This is a genomic window from Streptomyces sp. NPDC001851, from assembly GCF_040297165.1.
Lineage (GTDB): Bacteria > Actinomycetota > Actinomycetes > Streptomycetales > Streptomycetaceae > Streptomyces.
Genome location: NZ_JBEOYR010000091.1, coordinates 1 through 1129, shown reverse-complemented (window position 1 = coordinate 1129; position 1129 = coordinate 1). Strand labels below are relative to the sequence as shown.

Genomic DNA, 1129 nt, shown 5'->3' with positions numbered 1-1129 from the left:
CGCGGCGTGCCCATCGACTGCGTCGGCTTCCAGAGCCACTTCGGCGCCGGCGGCCCGCCCCCGAGCTTCCAGACCACCCTGTCCAGGTTCGCCGCGCTCGGCGTGGACGTCCAGATCACCGAACTCGACATCGCCCAGGCGTCGCCGACGGCGTACGCAGGCGCCGTCCAGGCGTGCATGGACGTCGCACGGTGCACAGGCATCACGGTGTGGGGCATCCGGGACAGCGACTCCTGGCGCACCGGTGAGAACCCGCTGCTGTTCGACGCGGGCGGCAACAAGAAGCCCGCCTACAGCGCGGCGCTCACCGCCCTGGGCGGCAGCGGCGACGCCACGCAGGCCGCGGGCATCACCCCCGGCACCGTCTACACGCTCTCCAACGCGGCCTCCGGACGCGTGCTCGACCAGCCCGCCGGATACAACGACAACGGCACCCCGCTCCAGGTGTGGGACGCCAGCGGTGCCGCCAACCAGCAGTGGCGTGCCAGCCGGAACAGCGACGGCTCCTACACGCTGACCAACGTCGCCAGCGGCCGGGTGCTGGACGAGCCGGGCAACCAGACGGGCAACGGGACGAGGACGCAGGTCTGGGACTCCAACGGCGGCGCCAACCAGCGCTGGCGGGCCGACCGGAACAGCGACGGCTCCTACACGCTGACCAACGTCGCCAGCGGCCGGGCGCTGGAGACCCCCGGCGGCCGGACCGCCGACGGCACTCCCGTCCAGATCTGGGACCCGGGCGCCGGCGGCGCCAACCAGCACTGGAACTTCAGGACGTCGACCGTGACCACGCCCACGCAGACGGGCAGCGCGTGTGCTCTTCCGTCGACGTACCGGTGGACGTCCACGGGTGCGCTGGCGCAGCCGGCGAACGGGTGGTCCGCGCTGAAGGACTTCACCGACGTGACGTACAACGGCAAGCACCTGGTCTACGGGTCGAGCGTGTCGGGATCGTCGTACGGCTCGATGGCGTTCGCTCCCTTCACGAACTGGTCGGACATGGCGTCGGCCGGCCAGACCGGGATGAGCCAGCGCGCGGTGGCGCCCACGCTGTTCTACTTCGCGCCCAAGAAGATCTGGGTGCTGGCGTACCAGTGGGGTGCGTGGCCCTTCATCTACCGCACGTCGA

Annotated in this window: 1 protein-coding gene; it reads left to right on the top strand. The window is 71.1% G+C overall.

What is annotated here, in order from left to right; translation table 11 throughout:
* Positions 1 to 1129, top strand: a 1129-nt coding sequence (locus ABT171_RS41700) for a non-reducing end alpha-L-arabinofuranosidase family hydrolase (protein WP_351252184.1), incomplete at both ends; no start/stop codon positions are given.